This is a genomic window from Pseudomonas sp. GM18, assembly GCF_000282195.1.
GTDB lineage: Bacteria > Pseudomonadota > Gammaproteobacteria > Pseudomonadales > Pseudomonadaceae > Aquipseudomonas.
In genome coordinates, this window is record NZ_AKJT01000038.1 from 100,635 (window position 1) to 118,769 (window position 18,135).

General features: G+C 59.0%; 15 protein-coding genes. 6 read left to right on the forward strand and 9 right to left on the reverse strand.

Annotation, left to right across the window (positions count from 1 at the left end):
• Positions 1-113 precede the first annotated feature (113 nt).
• The gene (locus PMI21_RS16655; RefSeq protein ID WP_007937444.1) at positions 114-1,430 is read left to right on the forward strand and encodes a bifunctional DedA family/phosphatase PAP2 family protein; all 1,317 of its coding nucleotides are present in this window, start codon (positions 114-116) and stop codon (positions 1,428-1,430) included.
• A gap of 53 nt (positions 1,431-1,483) precedes the next feature.
• Here the strand turns inward: PMI21_RS16655 and PMI21_RS16650 are convergent, their stop codons facing one another.
• Positions 1,484-2,062: a hypothetical protein gene (locus tag PMI21_RS16650; protein WP_007937446.1), complete on the reverse strand. Its 579-nt coding sequence runs from the start codon at positions 2,060-2,062 to the stop codon at positions 1,484-1,486.
• Between the two features lie 89 nt (positions 2,063-2,151).
• Positions 2,152-2,367 carry a hypothetical protein gene (locus PMI21_RS16645; RefSeq protein ID WP_007937447.1) on the reverse strand — a complete coding sequence of 72 codons (216 nt, stop codon included), beginning with the start codon at positions 2,365-2,367 and terminating at the stop codon, positions 2,152-2,154.
• Positions 2,368-2,641: 274 nt separating this feature from the next.
• Between PMI21_RS16645 and PMI21_RS16640 the strand changes: the two genes are divergently transcribed.
• Positions 2,642-6,070, forward strand: a complete 3,429-nt coding sequence (locus PMI21_RS16640; RefSeq protein WP_007937448.1) for a calcium-binding protein — start codon at positions 2,642-2,644, stop codon at positions 6,068-6,070.
• A 62-nt stretch (positions 6,071-6,132) separates the two neighbouring features.
• Positions 6,133-8,781, forward strand: a complete 2,649-nt coding sequence (locus tag PMI21_RS28440) for a hypothetical protein (RefSeq protein ID WP_007937450.1) — start codon at positions 6,133-6,135, stop codon at positions 8,779-8,781.
• A 13-nt stretch (positions 8,782-8,794) separates the two neighbouring features.
• Here the strand turns inward: PMI21_RS28440 and PMI21_RS16635 are convergent, their stop codons facing one another.
• From PMI21_RS16635 to PMI21_RS16625, 3 genes are read right to left on the reverse strand one after another with little or no spacing between them, the layout of a single operon-like run.
• On the reverse strand, positions 8,795-9,385 hold the full coding sequence (locus PMI21_RS16635) for an LON peptidase substrate-binding domain-containing protein (RefSeq protein WP_007937452.1): 591 nt from the start codon (positions 9,383-9,385) through the stop codon (positions 8,795-8,797).
• Positions 9,386-9,395: 10 nt separating this feature from the next.
• Entirely contained in the window at positions 9,396-10,112 is a 717-nt protein-coding gene (locus PMI21_RS16630; RefSeq protein WP_007937459.1) for an LrgB family protein, read from the reverse strand.
• A complete protein-coding gene (locus PMI21_RS16625; protein WP_007937461.1) occupies positions 10,109-10,471 on the reverse strand; it encodes a CidA/LrgA family protein in 363 nt (120 codons plus the stop codon). The genes PMI21_RS16630 and PMI21_RS16625 overlap by 4 nt, the downstream gene beginning before the upstream one ends.
• A 188-nt stretch (positions 10,472-10,659) precedes the next feature.
• On the opposite strand from PMI21_RS16625, the gene PMI21_RS16620 reads away from it, so the two are divergent.
• The 3 genes from PMI21_RS16620 (at position 10,660) to PMI21_RS16610 (ending at position 13,615) form a co-directional block, all read left to right on the forward strand.
• Positions 10,660-11,115, forward strand: a complete 456-nt coding sequence (locus PMI21_RS16620) for a MaoC family dehydratase (RefSeq protein WP_007937463.1) — start codon at positions 10,660-10,662, stop codon at positions 11,113-11,115.
• 115 nt (positions 11,116-11,230) lie between these two features.
• Positions 11,231-12,946 (forward strand): C13 family peptidase, encoded by a 1,716-nt coding sequence (locus PMI21_RS16615; protein ID WP_007937464.1) that lies wholly within the window; start codon positions 11,231-11,233, stop codon positions 12,944-12,946.
• Positions 12,947-12,973: 27 nt separating this feature from the next.
• Positions 12,974-13,615 (forward strand): oxidoreductase, encoded by a 642-nt coding sequence (locus PMI21_RS16610; protein ID WP_007937466.1) that lies wholly within the window; start codon positions 12,974-12,976, stop codon positions 13,613-13,615.
• A gap of 51 nt (positions 13,616-13,666) precedes the next feature.
• Here PMI21_RS16610 and PMI21_RS16605 read toward each other — a convergent pair whose 3' ends face one another.
• The 4 genes from PMI21_RS16605 to PMI21_RS16590 all read right to left on the reverse strand — a co-directional run bounded on the left by PMI21_RS16605 (position 13,667) and on the right by PMI21_RS16590 (position 18,026).
• The gene (locus PMI21_RS16605) at positions 13,667-13,951 is read right to left on the reverse strand and encodes a YceK/YidQ family lipoprotein (protein ID WP_007937468.1); all 285 of its coding nucleotides are present in this window, start codon (positions 13,949-13,951) and stop codon (positions 13,667-13,669) included.
• Positions 13,944-14,576 carry a flavin prenyltransferase UbiX gene (gene ubiX, locus PMI21_RS16600; RefSeq protein WP_007937469.1) on the reverse strand — a complete coding sequence of 211 codons (633 nt, stop codon included), beginning with the start codon at positions 14,574-14,576 and terminating at the stop codon, positions 13,944-13,946. Before ubiX ends, PMI21_RS16605 begins: the two co-directional genes overlap by 8 nt.
• Positions 14,573-15,922 carry a UDP-N-acetylmuramate:L-alanyl-gamma-D-glutamyl-meso-diaminopimelate ligase gene (gene mpl / locus PMI21_RS16595; RefSeq protein WP_007937471.1) on the reverse strand — a complete coding sequence of 450 codons (1,350 nt, stop codon included), beginning with the start codon at positions 15,920-15,922 and terminating at the stop codon, positions 14,573-14,575. Before mpl ends, ubiX begins: the two co-directional genes overlap by 4 nt.
• 190 nt (positions 15,923-16,112) lie before the next feature.
• The gene (locus PMI21_RS16590; protein WP_007937472.1) at positions 16,113-18,026 is read right to left on the reverse strand and encodes a sigma-54-dependent Fis family transcriptional regulator; all 1,914 of its coding nucleotides are present in this window, start codon (positions 18,024-18,026) and stop codon (positions 16,113-16,115) included.
• Positions 18,027-18,135 lie beyond the last annotated feature (109 nt).

Here is an 18,135-nt window from a genome sequence, read left to right on the forward strand (position 1 = left end):
TGATTTTTCTTTTGATCTTGCTGCCTGCGCCGAAGATCAAAAGATCGTCCGAACGCGGCCCGAGCCTTCGGCAGCGCCTACACAGGTTCAATCAATACGATGGAGTTGTTTTTATGGGCCCATGGCTCGATAGCGTGACCGGTTGGCTGACGGTCAACCCGCAATGGCTGGCCGTGGCCGTGTTCGTAGTGGCGTGTGTGGAATGCCTGGCGATTGCCGGGCTGATCGTACCCGGTACGGTGTTGTTGTTTGCCGTGGCTGCGTTGGCCGGCAGTGGCGCGCTATCGCTGGGTGAAACATTGCTGCTGGGTTTCCTCGGCGGCGTGCTGGGCGACATTGTTTCGTATTTTTTGGGGCGACATTTCCACCAGAACATCCGGCGCCTGCCTGGGTTGCGCCATCATCCGGAATGGATCGCCGGGGCCGAGGCGTATTTCCAGCGTTATGGCATTGCCAGCCTGTTGGTCGGGCGCTTTATCGGCCCGTTGCGGCCAATGCTGCCGATGGTCGCCGGAATGTTCGACATGCCCTTCCCGCGCTTTGCCGCCGTCAGCCTGTTGGCCGCTGCGGGCTGGAGCGTTGCGTATCTGCTGCCCGGCTGGGCCACTGGGGCGGCGATCCGTCTGCCATTACCAGAAGGTTTCTGGGCCGAAGCCGGGATCGTCGCCGGCAGCATTGCGGTGATGGTCGGCCTGAGCGCGACCAGCAGCTTGCGTCGCCACCGCCGGGCGACGGTCTGGATCAGTAGCATGAGTCTGCTAATCCTGATCGGCCTGTTCATCGGCTATCCGCACCTGACCGCCCTCGACCAAGGGTTGATGACTCTGGTGCAGGAGCACCGCAACCCGATGCTCGATGAAGTGGCGGTGGTGTTCACGCTGATTGGCGAATTCCGCAACATGTTTATGTTTAGCGCCCTGCTGACAGCCTTGCTGTTGCTGACGCGACAATGGCGGCACGCGATCTTTGCCGGCGGCACGTTGCTTTTCACCGCGCTGGGCAACACTGCAACCAAGCACTTTTTCGCCCGCATTCGCCCGGAAGTGCTGAGCGATCCACTGACCAGCTACAGCATGCCCAGCGGCCACGCCTCGGGCTCGTTCGCGCTGTTTCTGACGCTCGCGGTGCTGGCTGGCCGCGGGCAACCACCGCGGATGCGCCTGACCTGGTTGTTGCTGGGTTGTTTGCCGGCGCTGACGATTGCCTTGTCGCGGGTGTACCTGGGAGCGCATTGGCCAACCGATGTGCTGGCCGGCGCGATGCTGGCGGCGTGCGTGTGTGCGGCGAGCCTGTGGCTGACGCAACGCCAGGCGCCGCTCAACACCATGCCACCCAAGGTCTGGTGGCTGGTGTTGCCGTCGTTGGTGGCGCTGTTCGGATTTTTTGTGTTGAGGCATTTGCCGCATGCGCTGTTGAGGTATGCGTATTAAGTTCACGCTTATTTAAGTAGACGCCATCAGTCACCGAGACTGATGGCATACTTTCACCTCATCAGCTCAACTGGCTTATCAACGATCCTGATAACAAAGTTGGCAGGATCATTGTTAAACGCATCATGTTTTGTGCGATTAGGATCTGCACTCTTAAAATGTACCTTTCCCTTCTCATCAGCAAGATATAACGGCCGACCACTCACCTCACTCACAAGCTGAACATAAGCAGGGCCAACCTCAAGATCAGTAAACCCCACCCTTTCCACCCCATGCTTACGCATAGAAAACTCAAAACTTTCCGGACCGTTACCTACATAGAGATGATGCGACCCAGGGTTAACTTTTAAACAACTTCCGCCATAAGCTCCCCGCAGAACCGCTACAATTTTGTACGCGCCAGCTTCAGGAACAAATTTGAACAACAAGGGCTTATCATCCTCATGATCGGCCAGCGTCAAAATACTTGCACTGTCATTACTCGCCAACGCCACTTCGACATCCAGGCGCTCGCGCTTGGTAATTCGTGGATCACGCAGCCGAAGCTTCAGACGTTGCTGGTTAAGCACCAGCGGTTTCCCGTTGACGTAAAGATTAGCGGTAAATGCATTACTTTGATGTTCAAGAGACATAGCTCACCTCATCGTGCTTGGCACTTTATATTTTCCCCGGCAATACAGGCACAAAAACGCCTGTTGCCGAACGCCTCATCACAAAAATATTAGATCGCCGCCGGGGCCTCTGTAACGTCGGCAGCAGCACCGACGACCGGAAGCTTTACGCGCTTGCGCTTGCGTCGCTCGACAATCATCGCGTCCGCATAGTAGCCAGCGGCGTCAACGATATTGACCGTATTGGATTCGGTGCCTGCGTGTTTCAAAATATAACGTGCGGCAATATCATCCCAAAACGCCCACTCATCTTCATAAACAGTCATGACCACATCCTTATAGTTAAAACCTATCCACCTCATGTGAACACCTTCCAAACTACTGACCAACCACAAACAAGGCAATAGTGGAAAATCATACAACTTAATACACCCACTTAAACAACTCACCCGGAAAACTGAAAAAACCTGAATCAAACCGATGATAAAACTATATATATGTACCTCCTCAACCTCCCACCAATAGCTACATTGCCAGTCAACGGCACTTCCAATAGTCAATCAGTGCCCCTATCAACAACCGAAAGAACGGACTCTTTACATGCCAGATACTTCAATAGTCAGGCGCGACACTTCGCCGCCTCCTGTTCATGTGAGCGATATGGACCCAACGCCGACGCTCGATACTCCAGAACCCGATACGCAGTCGGTACACAATCGACGGCAGCGCCTGGTCTTTCAAGACGCACAATTTGGCGAAGTGCAAATCGGCGATTTGACCGTCAGCAGGGTAGAACTCTATGAACTGGGGGCACGACTTAATGGACGGCACATCAGTGCCGACGACGTCCAGACATCGACGCCCGATCAGGCTTTCCTTGATGCACTGAGCCTTGACCCGGACAGAGTGCAGAGCCGCGTACTGCTTAACGAGCGACTGCCAGACCTACTGTTCGAATTGGCCACCCTGCGCTCGGTCAGTATGGAGTCCCTGCTAACGTCAATTTCCGACAGCTCACCGCAGCCGCTGCACAAACTAGGCAGCCTGCTGGATTCGGCTCAGAAAATGACGCTCTCGCCCCCGGAAATCCCCGACAACCTGCCAGACTGGGTCGACAAACTTAAAAGCCGCAGCATGACCAGCGTCGGCGTCGGAATGCAGGCTTACGGTATTTACAGCGGCATTATGGGCGCCGCCGACGCACTCAAAAAAGGTGACACCCCAGACGTGCTGATCAATTTGGGGGGCATTGCAAGCGAAGGCGCTTCACTGATCGTCGAGCGCGGAGTGGAGAAGGCCGGACGCGCCATGCTGCAAAATGGCGCCGCTGTGTTCAACGGTTTCCAGGCGACCACTGCTGGTAAGTGGCTGGCGCGTAGCGCGGGACTGATCGCCAGTGCGCTGACACTGCCGTTCGATCTCTACAGTGCCATCAAATCCTTCAACGAAGCGTCCACTGCCAAGGGCAAAGCCGCTCAGGATCTCTACTTCAACGGTGCACTTAGCCTGGCCAGCGCCGGCTTGAGCATTGCCCTGGGGGTGGCTGCACTGGCTGGCTTCACTTCCGCAGGGCCTCTGGGCATTGCCGCAGGCGCCCTGCTGATCATGGGCGCGAGAATCTACAGCGCCGTACGACAAGTGGACGACATTGACGACTTCATCGACCTGACCATTCATGAACGGTGGCGGTCGGGCTGGTTCGCGTTCACCGGGCAGACGCTGGATACCGACATCATGGAGCGCTACCTGATCGCGCGGACCAATGACAGCTACGGCAAGCAACTGGCGTTAGCCGCCCGCAGCTGGCTGGATGGCGAACTGAAAGACAGCATCGACACGGTGGTGCTCGGGAAGTATCAGGTCGTTTTACAGCCGGTCAGGCACTGGAAGCTTGACTGGGATGCCGCCGCTGGCGAGAGCGGGTACGTCGACGCCAAAGAACCGGTCGTGCAGGAGACGGACGATGTGTATGACGCCAGTCAAGGCATCCACAACATACCCGGGGCCATTATGGGCACCACCACCGAAAACAAGGCGATTCTCTGGCAACTGGGGGGTGGCGATGATCGCGTCTGCGGGGTCAGGCCCAAACCCAACTATTTCAGTTATGGCGCAGGCAGCAAAGTTCTGGTCGGTGGAGACAAGGACGATCACTTCCTGTTTCAGGGTGCGGCAAAACTGCTCGAAACCTCCACCGACACGGCCAGTATTTTATCTGGCGGTGCTGGCAACGATACATTGCAGCTACTGGGTGAAATCGCCCCAGACACACTCCACGCCGGCTTCAACATTGACCTGGATGCCGGCATCGCAAGCCTGCGCTCGAATCCCGACCTGGACGTCGCCACCCTGGATTCGATCGAGAATGTCGAAACCCTGGCTGGGGCCAGCAGTCATGTCATCGGTAATGCTCAACCCAACCGTATCATTCTGCGTGGCACCGATGAGCGGGCCGATGGCGGCGCCGGAAATGATCAGTTACTTGCGCAAGGCTTTAATGCCACCCTTGACGGCGGTCCTGGTGCAGATCGCTATTTCATCGCTGACAACAGCGGTGCCACCACTCTCCTCGACGATGGTCTGGATGACAGCCTTATAGAAATGGATTGGCCGTTCGAGCGCATTAAATCCTGGCGTATCGAAGGCACCTCGCTGGTCATTGTCGTGCTGTGCGGTGTCGACGGAGAGCTGCCGGAAATCAGCCTGACTATCCGCAACGTCTATCAATCGCATGAGGGGAAACGTGAGCTGAAGAATGACAAGCTCCTGTTCATCACGCAGGACGGTTATTCACTCAAACCCGACTTGCTTCAAACACTGCCAGGGCTTGCGAGCCACACCGTCAACGTCATCATTGTGGCGGTCGGCCAACAAAAACCGCGACCGAGCCTGTTCAAAGGTGGCGAATACGTCCTTCCTGCCCAAGCCGACCTCAGCTGTTTCATCTGCCGCCATCAGCCATCGACCCTATTGAATGTCGAGCGGACAGAAAACAACCGTATCGTCACCACCCTTCATGTGGACTACGACAGCAGCGAGATCGAAGCTGTGCAGGTTGACTACACCGTCACTTCAACCCGCCAGGGCAACTTTGACTATCTGCATTACAGCAATATCAATCTGACGGTGCGCTTTAACGATCAAAAACAGCTGACCCTCAAGCATCTGGCGCGCAATCGCGCATCGACGGGAACCCACGTCGGGGGCAGCCTGATAGCGGCCGGGATCGAACTCAATCGCCAACTCCTGCTGATCATGCGTGACGGCAAGTCCTTTCGGATGCGCCCCCCCACTCACTCATACCTTGATGATCATCGCCAACCGGGAGACAAACTGATCGAAGCCAGTCTCTCGCCGATGGAACGCACCGGCCACTACATGCTCTCAGCGCCGGCGAAACATCCGGCCATCGTGCTCAAACCACAGGCGCAACGCGTGGATATTGAAGCGGTCCTCCAAACAGCCATCTATGTGCTGGAGGGCATGGCCGCGACCTACGATATCTACCCCGCAGCAGACAGCCTGATCATACTTTCGACCCCTGCCGCCGCAACCAGGGCGAGCCGTGGCTCCACTTGGACGATTCACACCGAACACCTGAGAACCGCCATCGAATACCCGGACATCAGACTCGATGACGCGCTGCTGCGTATCGGCAACATTCACATCACCGTCCCCCGGCATGATGATCCGGCAACGCCGCTGGAAAACATCCGCGTGCGGTCATCCGTGGGCCATCAATACGATGTCGACCTGGAGTTTGACCTGATTCACCTGGCACAACTCAACGCCCGCTCCTATGCCGGCCCCGCCGCCCTGCTGGGCGACCTGCGACGCCAGCAACGCCTCGACATGCCTATGATCGATCTGGTTCCCATCGAGCATTTATCCCTCAATGACGGCAGATCCGGCGCTTTGTACTACGACGCCAACACGCAGAACCTGGCCGTTGACAGCGACTGGTCACGCCTACTGACCGCTGATGATGTTTTCATCTCGCAAGCCTCTGCCAACACTACAAAAACCTGAGTCAACGAAACCAGCAGCCCTTGAGGGCAGCCCCCAATGCAACCTCTGGAAAGGAATCCAGCATGGCGCCCAAGCCTCCAACACCTGCAATACCAACACCCAGAGCACCGGAACTGCCGGCGCTGAACATCCCGCCACTGCCACGGGACAGCCAATCAACGTTGACCCGACCCCATGAGCCGGGCACAACCTCGCAAACGTTACCAGCAGGTACACTGCATCCAGTCGACCGAGGGGCCGGGGTACCGCCTCCGACGCCGATTGCAGGACCGTCGACTCACGTCCGTGACAGCAGCGCCAACCCTTCCTCCGATCTGAGCGATGTCGACCCGTGGAAACATTATCGCCTGCCGTCTCAGGCTCGAAGCGCACTGCCCGCCCCCGACGCTGAAGGCTTGCGTATTGCCAGACTCCATTACGTCGACCTCGACAATGGCATCACCGTTCGGGTGGGCTGGGACGAAAACACCCAGGCATACCGGGCAAAACGGCGCGACGATCTAACACCCTCCGGGCCAATCCTGTACCTCAATGACGATCGCAAGACATGGAGGACAAGACAGTCGCAAAGCTCAACAAGTGCCGCAGGCTCGACGTCCCCCCCAGTGGAGAAACGCCCGCGCCTGGACCAAGCACAGCACTCGCAGCCTGATGCCGCGCCCACCTACATCAACACCGACCACTATGTTTGGAACGAAAACGCCAACAATCACCACGGTTATGTGGTCATGCACCGTAAAAGGGGGCTGGACGATACTGTCGGCCCACCATCCTGTATGGCGTTCAGGGACGACAATGGTTTGTTTGTCGGCGTTGAACCCGCGACGATTCGAATCAACCAGCCCGCAAGGCTATTGCCGGCGTGGACCGATCGCGACCTCTGGGATTTTTACGGCATTCACGGTAATGACATCGAGCGATTCCGCACCGAAGCAGCCACTACAGGCAAGAAACCCCGGTGGGCCAAGCCTCGTGCGCAAAGACTGGAAAACGTCTACCTGTATGACGAGCTGCGCCGCTGGCTGGGTCCGAATGAGCCCCGCGAGACATACGTCAAAACCCTGGAGGGCTACACGCCGCAACGACTGGCAACAATGCTCGACAAGGTTAATCTGTACTGGAAAACCAACCGTCCGCCAATCGACGCAAATAGCGCGCAAGGCAGCGGCGTGCCTACGCCCGTGCCACGTCCCGTGGTTACACAACCGGCCGGGGCGAATCCGAGCGCTCCCGTCTTCGGTGATCACGCTCACTACACTTGGGACATAAACAACAAAACCCGACAAGGTTATGTTGTGATGCACCGCAACCAAGGCCTGGATGACAGTTACGGCCCGGTGACCCAATTGGCCTTCCACGATGACAAGCGCCTGATCAACGTCCAAGCACCCGGGTACAACATTGATCGACACTCGCCGTTACGGCCATTCTGGAGCGACTATGTCATCTGGAATCTGTACAGGATCGAGGGTAGGGATATCGAGCGGTTCCGCCAGGAAGTCGCGCTCACCGGCATGCCGCCACAATGGGTCAAGCCTCGCGAATATCCGTCGCTCAGAGAGCAGTTGATTGATCACCTGCGACTGTGGACCAGCAGCCCGCATAGACCTGTTGAGTTGCAAGCCGACTTTATCGCCAAACTGCGGCCTTATAATCTTTCCACTCGACAGCTTTCACAACTCTGCACTGAACTGACGGCGACGGGACAGTTTCCGAACCGCCTTAATAATGACCTGCCGATGTGGGTAGAAGCTCACAGACAAACGACGCTGAACGAGACTGACATCCAGCGATTCGAGCCGTTTATTGCTGAGTTCCAAACTGAAATCCTGAGCCTGAGAAATCAGGGCCATGCCCCCAGCTCTTTGAAGGATCACCTGACGCCCACGTTTTTCAATAGCCTGCTAAGCCATGTCGGTTATCGTCGCAACCGGCATAATTGCCTGGCCAGATCCGACATTCCGGCCATGTTCAGAGCGGATGACCGCACCCCGTTCGAGTTCGCCAGAGATAATGTCATGCTTTCCCGGGGGGCACTTGGGGAAGGTACCACCGAGCAGATCGCCGTGAGTGCGACCTTCAGTCTCAAGGATGCCGTGAACTATGCAAGGGAGGTCGACCCTGAAGCGCTCGCCTACGACAGCCAATTCGACACACACGCCGGAAAACAGGCTGACGACGTTGACGACGTTGACGACGACCCATTGGCCATTTTCCAACCGGTTCTGGGCGAATACATCTCGAAGCGACGCTCCCAGGGCTTTTCGTTCTACTACCTGTTCGATACGCGCTATATCGAAGTCGTCCCGGCACGGGAAAACTATGCCTTCAACAAGGATGCCCTCGACAAACCGCTGCCCGGAAGCAAAACCTGGTTTCCCGATGATGATCTGGAGGGGCACATTTCGGTATCCAGCCGTGGTTTCAGCGCGGATCGGATCTGGCTGGTGAATTCAAACCTGACCCGTGCAGCCAAGGTCACGGATATTCATACGCAGTCTATTGAAGACAGCGGTGACGGGACAGACAGCCATGCTGACGCCATTGAAGAACGCACGTGGGCCGGACAGCTGAACAGAGATGAATATGACGCCCTGATCGACCAGGTGGCGAACTCAGGTAAACCCGTTCTTGATTTCCCTGCCAACCAGGATGTCTTCTCCAACGACATTGTCTTTACGACTGGCAGCGTCAGCCCGAACGCTGTCTGACCTTGCACTGACGTCAGGCAAACAACTCCCCCTGCAACTCATCGAGCAGCGCCTGGATCGCATCCAGCCGCTGCTGCGGATCGTCGAGTTGCAGCAGGTCGATCTTGTCTTCTTCGGAGAACGGCAACAGATAAGCAAGCTGATTGGCCAGCGACTGCTGACCCGCCGCTTCGGTGCCCATGTTCAGCGCCTCGACCATCGGGTGCTCGGCCAGGGCCTTGAGCAACGCCACCAGATCGGCGTCTTCATCCTGCAACGGTTGCTCCGGCTCCTCGTCCAGCCACTCGACTTCGGCGACGATGAGTTGATCGCGCTGCACTTCGGTACTCAGCACATGGAAACGCTGCCCGCCCTGCACCCGGATGCCTAGCAGGCCGTTGTCCTGCTGCTGGAAATCAGTGATCCGTGCTTCGCAACCGACCATGGCAAAGCCTTCGGGTGCGGCGCCGACTTCGCTGCCTTCGAGGATGCACACCACACCGAAACCGCCGCCCTGCTTCATGCAGCGGCCGATCATGTCCAGGTAGCGCGCCTCGAATATCTGCAAATCGAGGTTGCAGCCGGGAAACAGCACTGTATTCAGCGGGAAAAGCGGCAGACTCATAGACATTTCCTTACACCACCATCGACACCGCCAACGGCAGGAACACCGCCGTGGCCACGCCCATCAGACTCATCGCCAGCGCCGCGAAGGCGCCGCACTCTTCACTTTCCTGCAAGGCCACCGAGGTGCCGACCGCATGGGCGGTCATGCCCAGGGCCATGCCGCGGGCCTCTGGACTGTGGACCCCGAGACGGGTCAAAAGACTCGGCCCGAAGATCGCCCCGATCACCCCGGTAATCAACACGAACACCGCCGCCAGCGCCGCGACGCCACCAATCTGCTCCGCCACCAGCATGGCAATCGGCGAGGTAACCGACTTGGGGGCCATGGTCATCAGGATCATGTGTTCGGCGCCGAACCACCAACCCAGCAGCACACCCATGCCCGTGGCGACCACACCGCCTATCACCAGCGTAGTAAATATCGGCCAGAACAACTGTCGAATCCGCCGCAGGTTGAGGTACAGCGGCACCGCCAGCGCAACGGTGGCCGGCCCGAGCAAGATACTGAGGATCTCGGTGCTCTTGCGGTACTCAACGTAGCTCAGGCCGCAACTGACCAGCACGCCAATGACCAGCAACATGGAGACCAGCACCGGTTGCAGAAATATCCAGCGGGTTTTCTCGAACGCCGCCAGCACCAATTGATACGCGCCCAGCGTAATGCCGATACCGAACAGTGGATGATGAATCACCGACGCCCAGGCGCCGTGCCAGTCGAACATCATTGGCTGTCCTCGGGATGGGCATGGCGCTTGATCATGCGCTGCATCAGCACCCCGGCGAAGGCCATCGACAGCACCAGCGACAACACCAGCGCACCGGTGATCGCCCAGAAATCCGCGGCAATGTCAGTGGCGTAGACCATCACGCCCACGGCCGGCGGCACCAGCAGCAACGGCAGGTAACGCAGCAGGCTGCTGGCCGCAAGGTTCAGCGGTTCGCCGACTTGACCGCAGCTAATCAGATACCCCAGCAGCAACAGCAGGCCAATAATCGGCCCCGGCAGCACCGGCAATATCAAATGATTGAGGGCAGTGCCGAGCAATTGAAACAGCACCAGCCAGGTCAGGCCACGTAACAACATCCATCTTCTCCCGCACTCTCCCCCACCAAGAAGGGGCCGGACATTATAAGCACGCTATGAGTCGGCATTCGCCAAAAGCATGGTCAGTTGACCGGAGCAATTTGTCATGTTGATCTAAAGTGGTTTGCAGGGAGGTCAAGTCCCCCACTCGAAAAACTATAAATCCGATGAACCCAAGGAGAGTCTCAATGCCCTATGTTCCAGTTGCAGAGCTCAAAGATTATGTCGGCAAGGAACTCGGACGTTCCCAATGGCTCACCATCGACCAGGAACGCATCAACCTGTTCGCAGAAGCCACAGGCGATTATCAGTTCATCCATGTCGACCCGGTCAAAGCCGCGCAAACGCCTTTTGGCAGCACCATCGCCCATGGTTTCCTGTCGTTGTCGCTGATCCCCAAACTGATGGAAGACATCCTCATCCTGCCCGAAGGCGCGAAGATGGTGGTCAACTATGGCCTGGACAGCGTGCGTTTCATCCAGCCTGTGAAGGTTAACTCCAGGGTTCGACTCAAGGTCGACATGAACGACGTCACCGAGAAGAAACCCGGCCAATGGCTGCTCAAGGCCACCGCCACGCTGGAAATCGAAGGGTCGGACAAACCGGCGTATATCGCCGAGCCACTGTCTCTCTGCTTCGTCTGACACATGCCTGATTGCGAAACAGCTCACGCTGTTTCGCGCTGTGTCTGTGCCGTGTCTCTATAAATGCGACACATAGCTGCGGCATACTCCGTCGCCTAATTGCCCGGATCCCGCTATGCGCTCACTTGCACTCCTTGCTCTGACCCTGTTGCTCACCGCCTGCGGCGATGGCAAATCGCTGTTGCCCCCCGACGCCCGCCTGCCGGACGGCGGACGCTATCGCGGTGATCTGGTCAACGGTTTGCTGCAAGGCGAGGGCCGCATCGATTACCCGAACGGCAGCTGGTACGCCGGCCAGTTCGACAAAGGCCAATGGCATGGCCAGGGCGAATGGCACGGCAGCAACGGCGAGGTCTATCGCGGGCAATTCCAGCTGGGGCTGTTCGACGGCCAGGGCACGCTGACCACCACCGGCAGCAGCTACACCGGCGGCTTCAAGGCCGGTCGACGGGACGGTGAAGGCACCCTCAAAGAAAACGCCATGACCTACCGCGGCGAATTCAAGGCCGACCAATATTCAGGGCTCGGTCGTCTGGAACTTGAAGACGGCAGCCAGTACCAGGGTCAGTTCTCCCACGGCAAACCCAACGGCGAAGGCCAGCGTAGCGATGCCAGCGGCAATCAGTTCACCGGGCATTTCGTCGACGGCCAGCTGGAAGGCAACGGTACTTTCAACAGCGCCGATGGCGATATCTACGTCGGCGGATTCAAGAACAATCAACTGCATGGCAAAGGCCGCTACGAAAACGCCGATGGCGATGTCTGGATCGGTCAGTTCAAGGAAGGCGTACTGAACGGCAAGGGCGAGTTGATCGGCGCCGACGGCAGTCACTACATCGGTCAGTTCAGCGACTGGCGCTTCACCGGCCAAGGCCGCTTGAACCTGGCTGATGGCAGTTTCTATATCGGCCAGTTCGACGGCGACAACTATCAGGGCAAAGGCACGTTGGTGCTGACCGATGGCACGGTGCTGAGCGGCACCTGGATCAATAGTCAGCGCGTGCGCGACGCCGACGGCAAGCTGCTGCCCGACACCCTGGAACTCGGCTTGCTGGCCCAGGGCCGCTTGCTCGACGAAGCACTGGCCAACGTGCCGGCCTCGACTCCGGCGGTCGAACTGTACACCTTGACCCTGGGCGGCGACGGCAAGCAGAGCGTGTTCCTGCGTGAGTCCGACTATGTCGCCAACATGCTCGCCAGCCGTTTCGGCGCTTTCGGCCAGATTCGCCTGGTCAACCATCGCGACCACCTCGGCGACCGGCCGATGGCCACCCGGGAAAACCTGCGCCGCGCCGCCCAGACCCTGGCCGAGCGCAGTGGCCCGGAGGACTTGCTGTTCATTTACCTGACCAGCCATGGCTCCAGTGAACACGAGCTGGTACTCGACCAGCCACGCATGGAACTGGCCGACCTGCCGGCCGACGAACTCGCCGCCGTCCTCGCGCCCCTGAAGAAGCGCGACAAGATTATCGTGATTTCGTCCTGTTATTCCGGCGGCTTCATCCCTGCCCTCAAGGACGAACACACCCTGATCATGACCGCCTCGCGCGCCGACCGGGTGTCCTTCGGGTGTTCGGAAGAAGCCAACTTCACTTATTTCGGCGACGCACTGTTCGCCCAGGCGCTGAACCAGACCGATGATCTGGAGCAAGCCTTCAAACGGGCCAGTGCCACCGTGGCCGAACGTGAGCTGGCCGACAACTTCGAAGCCTCCGAGCCACAGATCTGGGCACCGAAAGCCGTACTCGCCCACTGGCAATTATTACGTAAGCAGCAGGCACGAAAGGCACTGCAAAGTGTCTCTATCAGCAAGGATGAAAAGAGCAACTAAGCTGAACAGTATCAAGGGGGATTTTTTATGTACTTGACGCCTCAGCATGTATTGCTTGCCGGAGCTACCGGGTTAACCGGTGAACATTTGCTTGACCGTCTGCTCAATGAGCCAACGATTGCACGCGTCTTGGCACCCTCACGCCGGCCACTGGCCGAGCATCCTCACTTGGAAAACCCGGTCGGTGACCCGACGGTGTTTCTGCCGCAATTGAACGGCCGCGTCGACGTCGCCTACTGCTGCCTCGGCACTACGATCAAGCAGGCCGGCTCCGAGCAAGCGTTTCGCGCGGTGGACCTGGACATGGTCGTGGCCTTCGCCAAACGTGCACGGGAGATGGGCGCACGCCACTTGATCGTGATCAGTGCCTTGGGGGCCGATCGCAGGTCCTCGATTTTCTACAACCGGGTTAAAGGCGAGATGGAACACGCATTGCGCGCGCAGAACTGGCCGCAGCTGACCATTTGCCGGCCATCGCTGTTGTTGGGCGATCGCGCCGAGCCGCGACTGGCCGAGCGGGTCGCCGGTCCGTTGTCGAAATTGATTCCGGGCAAATACCACGGCATTGAAGCCTGCCAACTGGCCCGCGCCATGTGGCGCCTGGCGCTGGAAGAGCAGGATGGCGTGCGGATTGTCGAGTCGGATGAATTACGCAAGTTAGGTAAGTAAGATCAAAAGATCGTCCGAAGGCTCGGGCCGCGTTCGGACGATCTTTTGCTTTTATAATCCGCCGGTCGCCTGAAACCCAACACCTAAAACCGTCAACAACGACAACGGCAACAGCAGTGTGTCGAGCAACGCACTGGCTGGCAGATCAACACCGGGATAACTCGGCGCCTCCGCGCCAAATCTGTCCATGGCGCAGCACCCGCCGTTCATTGCATACAAATCCAGACGCGTCCCCGAATACACCACCGGCGCCCCGGGTTTGGCGGCATCGAGGGTGCGCGCCGTGGCGCAGCCCGCCAGTTGCACCGCCAACAGAATGATCAGCAGCTTATTCATCACTGCTCAAGTGGTGCTCGCCCCAACGCGGCAGCATGTCTTGCGGAATGTTCAGCAGATTGAGAATTCGCGCCACGACGAAGTCGATCAAGTCATCAATGGTTTGCGGCTGATGATAGAAGCCCGGCGATGCCGGCAGAATCGTCACCCCCATGTTCGACAACTTGAGCATGTGCTCCAGATGAATGCTCGAATACGGCGCCTCGCGCGGTACCAGAATCAGCTGGCGGCGCTCCTTCAACGTCACGTCGGCCGCCCGCTCGATCAAGTTGTTGCAGGCCCCGGTCGCGATAGCCGACAAGGTCCCGGTGGAACACGGCACCACCACCATCGCCGCTGGCGAGCCGGAGCCCGAAGCCACCGGCGACATCCAGTCTTCCTTGCCGTACACCCGAATCTGCCCGGCGGCGGCACCGGTGTATTCAGTGAGGAAGGCCTGCATCATCTGCGGCTTGGACGGCAGCGAGACATCGGTCTCGGTGGCCATCACCAGTTGCGCGGCCTTGGAAATCAGGAAGTGCACCTCGCGGTCTTCACGCACCAGGCAGTCGAGCAGGCGCAAGCCGTACTGGGCGCCCGAAGCGCCGGTCATCGCCAGCGTGATGCGTTCCGGACCATTGTTCATTGCAGCGCCTCGGCCAGTTTGCCGTGCAGGCCGCCGAAGCCGCCGTTGCTCATGATCACCACGTGAGTGCCGGGCTGGGCCTGGCTCTTCACGCGCTCGATGATGCCTTCCAGCGAATCGCTGACAATCGACGGCACCGTGCACAACGCCGCCGTGGCGCCCAGGTCCCAGCCGAGGTTGGCCGGCGAATACCAGATCACCTGATCGGCATCGACCACGCTTTCCGGCAAGCCATCACGGTGAGCACCGAGCTTCATGGAGTTGGAGCGCGGTTCGATGATCGCGATCAACGGCGCATCGCCAATGCGCTTGCGCAAACCGTCAAGGGTGGTGGCAATGGCGGTCGGGTGGTGGGCGAAGTCGTCGTAAATGGTGATGCCACGGACTTCCGCAACTTTTTCCATCCGACGCTTCACGCTTTTGAACGCGCTCAGTGCCGCGATGCCCATCGACGGCACGACACCGACGTGACGCGCGGCAGCCAGGGTGGCCAAGGCGTTGGCGACGTTGTGCTGACCGGTCATGTCCCACTCGACCACGCCTTGAGCGACGCCTTCGAACATCACTTCGAACTTCGAGCCATCCTCACTGAGCAGTTTGACCTGCCATTGACCGCCGGCGCCGGTGGTTTGCACCGGGGTCCAGCAGCCCATCTCGATCACGCGCTGCAAGGCCGGTTCAGTGGTCGGATGGATCACCAGGCCTTCGCTCGGAATGGTCCGCACCAAATGGTGGAACTGCCGCTCGATTGCCGGCAGGTCGGGGAAGATGTCGGCGTGATCGAACTCCAGATTGTTCAGGATCGCCGTGCGCGGGCGGTAGTGAACGAACTTGGAGCGTTTGTCGAAAAACGCGCTGTCGTATTCGTCGGCTTCAATCACGAAGAACGGCGTATCGCCCAGACGCGCCGACACTGAGAAATTCTGCGGCACGCCGCCGATCAGGAAACCCGGGCTCATGCCCGCATGCTCCAACACCCAGGCGAGCATGCTGCTGGTGGTGGTTTTGCCATGCGTGCCGGCAACTGCCAGCACCCAGCGGCCTTGCAATACGTGATCCGCCAGCCATTGCGGGCCGGAGACATACGGCAGGCCTTTGTTCAGCACGTACTCGACGGCCGGGTTGCCGCGGGACATGGCATTGCCGATCACCACCAGGTCCGGGGCCGGATCGAGCTGCGCCGGGTCGTAACCCTGGGTCAACTCAATGCCCTGGGCTTGCAGCTGAGTACTCATCGGTGGATAGACGTTGGCATCGGAGCCGGTCACGCGATGGCCCAGCTCTTTGGCCAGAACCGCCATCGAACCCATGAAAGTGCCGCAAATACCAAGAATATGAATGTGCATAGTCGACCTCGTAAAACATGGCCGCAGGTTAGCGTAGGGAGGGGAAAATCGCACTCTTTAGCTGTAACCACGCTCGTTCCCACGCTCTGCGTGGGAATGCAGCAAGGGACGCTCTGCGTCCCAAAAGCGGACGCAGAGCGTCCGGGGAGGCATTCCCACGCAGAGCGTGGGAACGATCAGTCAAAAACGGTTATCGGGCGATGCCGTGTTTACGCAGCTTCCGGTAGAGGGTATTGCGGCTCACGCCCAGCTGCTCGGCGGTGTGAGTCATATGCCAGCGCTGCTGTTCCAGTGCGTTGAGCAACGCCAACCGCTCGGCATCGTCCAGTGGAAACTCGGACGGTTCTTCAATCGTCGCCACCGTCACCGGCCGTGCTTGACGAATCATCGCCGGCAAATCTTCCAGCCCGATCCGACCGCCGTCACACAACGCCGCCAGGGTCCGCAGCACATTGCGCAACTGCCGCACGTTCCCCGGCCAGGCAAAATCCAGCAAGGCCTGTCGCGCCGCTGCATCAATCAATACCGTCTCCCCGCCCGCCTCTTCGGCCAGCAGAAAGTCGAGCAACTGTGATTTGTCCGTACGCTCGCGCAACGCCGGCAATGCGACTTCCAGCCCATTGAGCCGGTAATACAAATCCTCGCGGAAACTGCCGTCTTGCACCCTTTCGAGCAGGTTACGGTGAGTGGCGCTGATGATCCGCACATTGACCGATTCCGGCTCGCCGCCAATCGGCACCACCTGACGGTCTTCCAGCACCCTTAATAGCCGGGTTTGCATGCTCAGCGGCATGTCACCGATTTCATCCAGGAATAAAGTGCCGCCATCGGCCTGCTGCAACTTGCCGCGCATGCCTTCCTTGCGGGCACCGGTGAAACTGCCGCCGCGATAGCCGAACAACTCGCTTTCGATCAGGCTTTCGGGGATCGCCGCGCAATTGAGGGCGACGAACGATTTTTCCGCCCGTTGACTGGCCTGATGCACGGCCTTGGCGAAAGCCTCCTTGCCACAGCCGGTTTCACCGTTGATCAGCAAGGGCACGTCTCGTTCGAACACCCGCAAGGCCTTGCGGAAGTCTTCCTGCAATGCGGCATCACCCAGGCAAATACCCGACAGCCGTGGACGCTCGGCCACTGCCGGGCTTTGCACCACGGGTGCAGGAATGCTGCGCGGCTGCCCGCGCAACACAGCAAACAGCCGTCGCCCGTCGCGGGTGCGCAACGGCCAACTGGCGCTGGCATTGGCGCTCGCGCGGCCGAGCAATTCATCCAGCGAGCAATCGAAGAACGCTTCCACCGGTTGGCCCAACAGCCCGCCGCGAATATGCCCCAGCAAATTCAGTGCACTCTGATTGACCGCACAGATCCGCCCTTCCCCGTCGAACGCCAGCAACCCTTCGCTGAACAACCCGACGGATTCGGCCTGCAAGTGAAAACGCAGCAGCCATTGATTGTCGAAGTAACGCAGGAAATAACAGCTCTCGATCATCTTCGCCGACAGGTTGACCAGGGCCATGGTGTGAAACTGGCTCTGCCGCGAAACCTCGTGACGCGCCGAAGACACGTCGAGCACCGCCAACAGCTCACCATGAGGATCGAACACCGGGCTTGCCGAGCAAGTCAGGCCGGTATGACGGCCACGAAAATGTTCGTCCTGGTGAATAGTCAGGGACTGGCGCTCCACCAGGCAGGTGCCGATGCCGTTGGTGCCTTCGCAAGCTTCGCTCCAGTCGGCGCCCAGCCAAAGGCCGGCGCGCTCGAAAATCTTTCGTTCGGCGGGCGCGGTGACGCAGTTGAGGATCACCCCACGGGCGTCGGTCAGCAACACGGCATGGCCGGCGCCGGAGAGTTGCTGGTGGAGGCTGGTCATTTCGTTGCCGGCAATCTGCAGCACTTGCTGCAAGCGTTCGCGGCTTTCCAGGATGCGGCCATGTTCCAGCACCGTCGGCGCCATGGTCAGGGCCGGGTCGAGGTGATAGTCCTCAAGGCAACGCAGCCAGGAGCGGGCAATGGACGGATCGCTGCCGGGACCGTGCAGGTGGGATTTACCCTGGGTCACGGTCAACACTTGCTGGGCATGGCGACTCAAATGGTTGTCGTGCATTTCTTATTATTCTCCCCGAGAGGTTTACACCGCCCCCGTAGGAGCTGCCGAAGGCTGCGATCGTTTGATCTTGAAAAAAGCAAAATCAAAAGATCGCAGCCTTCGGCAG

Excerpts from the sequence above, each read along its gene's own strand:
- PMI21_RS16655 (WP_007937444.1), top strand. The coding sequence starts at position 114 with ATGGGCCCATGGCTCGATAGCGTGACCGGTTGGCTGACGGTCAACCCG.
- PMI21_RS16650 (WP_007937446.1), bottom strand. The coding sequence starts at position 2,062 with ATGTCTCTTGAACATCAAAGTAATGCATTTACCGCTAATCTTTACGTC.
- PMI21_RS16645 (WP_007937447.1), bottom strand. The coding sequence starts at position 2,367 with ATGACTGTTTATGAAGATGAGTGGGCGTTTTGGGATGATATTGCCGCA.
- PMI21_RS16640 (WP_007937448.1), top strand. The coding sequence starts at position 2,642 with ATGCCAGATACTTCAATAGTCAGGCGCGACACTTCGCCGCCTCCTGTT.
- PMI21_RS28440 (WP_007937450.1), top strand. The coding sequence starts at position 6,133 with ATGGCGCCCAAGCCTCCAACACCTGCAATACCAACACCCAGAGCACCG.
- PMI21_RS16635 (WP_007937452.1), bottom strand. The coding sequence starts at position 9,385 with ATGAGTCTGCCGCTTTTCCCGCTGAATACAGTGCTGTTTCCCGGCTGC.
- PMI21_RS16630 (WP_007937459.1), bottom strand. The coding sequence starts at position 10,112 with ATGATGTTCGACTGGCACGGCGCCTGGGCGTCGGTGATTCATCATCCA.
- PMI21_RS16625 (WP_007937461.1), bottom strand. The coding sequence starts at position 10,471 with ATGTTGTTACGTGGCCTGACCTGGCTGGTGCTGTTTCAATTGCTCGGC.
- PMI21_RS16620 (WP_007937463.1), top strand. The coding sequence starts at position 10,660 with ATGCCCTATGTTCCAGTTGCAGAGCTCAAAGATTATGTCGGCAAGGAA.
- PMI21_RS16615 (WP_007937464.1), top strand. The coding sequence starts at position 11,231 with ATGCGCTCACTTGCACTCCTTGCTCTGACCCTGTTGCTCACCGCCTGC.
- PMI21_RS16610 (WP_007937466.1), top strand. The coding sequence starts at position 12,974 with ATGTACTTGACGCCTCAGCATGTATTGCTTGCCGGAGCTACCGGGTTA.
- PMI21_RS16605 (WP_007937468.1), bottom strand. The coding sequence starts at position 13,951 with ATGAATAAGCTGCTGATCATTCTGTTGGCGGTGCAACTGGCGGGCTGC.
- ubiX (WP_007937469.1), bottom strand. The coding sequence starts at position 14,576 with ATGAACAATGGTCCGGAACGCATCACGCTGGCGATGACCGGCGCTTCG.
- mpl (WP_007937471.1), bottom strand. The coding sequence starts at position 15,922 with ATGCACATTCATATTCTTGGTATTTGCGGCACTTTCATGGGTTCGATG.
- PMI21_RS16590 (WP_007937472.1), bottom strand. The coding sequence starts at position 18,026 with ATGCACGACAACCATTTGAGTCGCCATGCCCAGCAAGTGTTGACCGTG.